Source organism: Streptomyces laurentii, from assembly GCF_040635425.1.
Classification (GTDB): domain Bacteria; phylum Actinomycetota; class Actinomycetes; order Streptomycetales; family Streptomycetaceae; genus Streptomyces; species Streptomyces laurentii.
On sequence record NZ_JBEYHT010000131.1, the window covers coordinates 1 to 2,060 of the forward strand.

A 2,060-nucleotide genomic window follows, 5' to 3' on the forward strand; every position below is an offset into this window, starting at 1 on the left:
TGTTCTGCTTGAGTTCGATGACGTCCTGTTCCATCTTCAGACCGCTGACCTCGGTGATCTGCCTGATGAGTACGCTGTCGAACTCCAGGCCTATCCGCTCACCCTCGATCGGGTCAGCGGGCGCCGATCTCGTCCGTCAGCTGCGGCAGGACGGCGAACAGGTCGCCGACCACGCCGTAGTCGACCAGGTCGAAGATCGGGGCCTCCGGGTCCTTGTTGACGGCCACGATCGTCTTCGACGTCTGCATGCCCGCCCGGTGCTGGATCGCGCCGGAGATGCCCGCCGCGATGTACAGCTGCGGCGAGACCTGCTTGCCGGTCTGGCCGACTTGGTTGGAGTGCGGGTACCAGCCGGCGTCCACCGCGGCGCGGGAGGCGCCGACGGCCGCGCCGAGCGAGTCGGCCAGCTTCTCGACGACCTCGAAGCCCTCGGCCGCGCCGACGCCGCGGCCGCCGGAGACGACGATCGCCGACTCGGTCAGCTCGGGGCGGCCGGTGGAGACGCGCGGGGTGCGCGAGACGACCGTGGCGGCGTTGCCGGTGAAGGCGACCGACACGTTCTCGACGGCGCCGGCGGCCGGAGCGGCCTCCGGGGCGGCCGAGTTGGGCTTGACGGTGATGACCGGCACGCCGTGCGAGACGGTCGACTTCACCTGGTACGAGGCGGCGAACACCGACTGGGTGGCGACCGGGCCGTTCTCGCCGGCCTCCAGCTCCACCGCGTCCGTGATCAGACCGGAGCCGAGGCGGAGGGCCACGCGTGCGGCGATCTCCTTGCCCTCGCCGGACGAGGTCACGAGGACGGCGGCGACGCCCTTGTCCTTCGCGATCTGGGTGAGCGCGTCGACCTTCGGCACGACGAGCTGCTCGGTGAACTCGGCGGCGTCCGCGACGTACACGGTCGCCGCGCCGTACTCGCCGGCCGTCGCGGCGATCGAGGCGGCGGCCTCGCCGGCGCCGAGGACGACCGCGGTCGGCTCGCCGAGCCGGCGGGCCAGCGTGAGCAGTTCGAGGGCCGGCTTGCGGACCGCACCGTCGGCGTGGTCCACGAGAACCAGGATCTCAGCCATGATTCCTTGCTCCTGAGGGATGGTGACGGTGGGGTGGATCAGATGAACTTCTGGCCGGACAGGAACACGGCGAGCTGCTTGCCGCCGTCGCCCTCGTCCGTGACGATCGTGCCCTGGGTACGGGCCGGGCGCGCCGCGACCGAGTCGACGAGGGTCCACGCGTTCGCGAGACCGACCTCGTCGGCGTCGATGCCGAGGTCGTCCAGGTCGAGCTCCTCGACCGGCTTCTTCTTGGCGGCCATGATGCCCTTGAAGGACGGGTAACGAGCCTCGCCCGACTGGTCGGTGACCGACACGACGGCCGGCAGCGGGGCCTGCAGCCGCTCGCTGGCGGCGTCGCCGTCACGGCGGCCCTTCACCAGGCCGTCCTCGACCGAGACCTCGGACAGCAGCGACATCTGGGGCAGGCCCAGCCGCTCGGCGAGCAGCGCGGGCAGCACGCCCATCGCGCCGTCCGTCGACGCCATGCCGCAGACGACCAGGTCGAAACCGGTCTTCTCCAGGGTCTTGGCGAGGATCGCGGAGGTGCCCATGACGTCGGTGCCGTGGATGTCCTCGTCGTTGACGTGGACGGCCTTGTCGGCGCCCATCGACAGCGCCTTGCGCAGCGCGTCCTTGGCGTCGTCCGGGCCGACCGTGATGACGGTGACCTCGGCGTCGTCCGCCTCCTCGGAGATCCGGAGCGCCTGCTCGACCGCGTACTCGTCGAGCTCCGAGAGGAGGCCGTCGACGTCCTCACGGTCGGTGGTCAGGTCGTCGGTGAAACCGCGGTCGCCGGTGGCGTCGGGAACGTACTTCACACAGACAGCGATCTTCAGGGTCACGGCCTGTCTCCTTTCAACGGGCGGGTGGTTACGGGAGGTTGCGGGCCATGACGATGCGCTGGACCTGGTTGGTGCCTTCGTAGATCTGGGTGATCTTGGCGTCGCGCATCATGCGCTCGACGGGGTAGTCGCGGGTGTAGCCGTAGCCGCCGAGGAGCTGGACGGC

Annotated in this window: 3 protein-coding genes; all 3 read right to left on the bottom strand. The window is 70.2% G+C overall.

Going from position 1 to position 2,060, the window contains the following annotated elements; translation table 11 throughout:
• Positions 1-113: 113 nt before the first annotated feature.
• Entirely contained in the window at positions 114-1,070 is a 957-nt protein-coding gene (locus ABZ693_RS36070; RefSeq protein WP_359885718.1) for an electron transfer flavoprotein subunit alpha/FixB family protein, read from the bottom strand.
• Between the two features lie 38 nt (positions 1,071-1,108).
• Positions 1,109-1,894, bottom strand: coding sequence for an electron transfer flavoprotein subunit beta/FixA family protein (locus tag ABZ693_RS36075; protein WP_359885719.1), 786 nt, complete (start codon positions 1,892-1,894; stop codon positions 1,109-1,111).
• A 28-nt stretch (positions 1,895-1,922) separates the two neighbouring features.
• Positions 1,923-2,060 (bottom strand): acyl-CoA dehydrogenase family protein (locus tag ABZ693_RS36080; protein ID WP_329924255.1); only part of this gene is annotated, 138 nt, incomplete at its 5' end.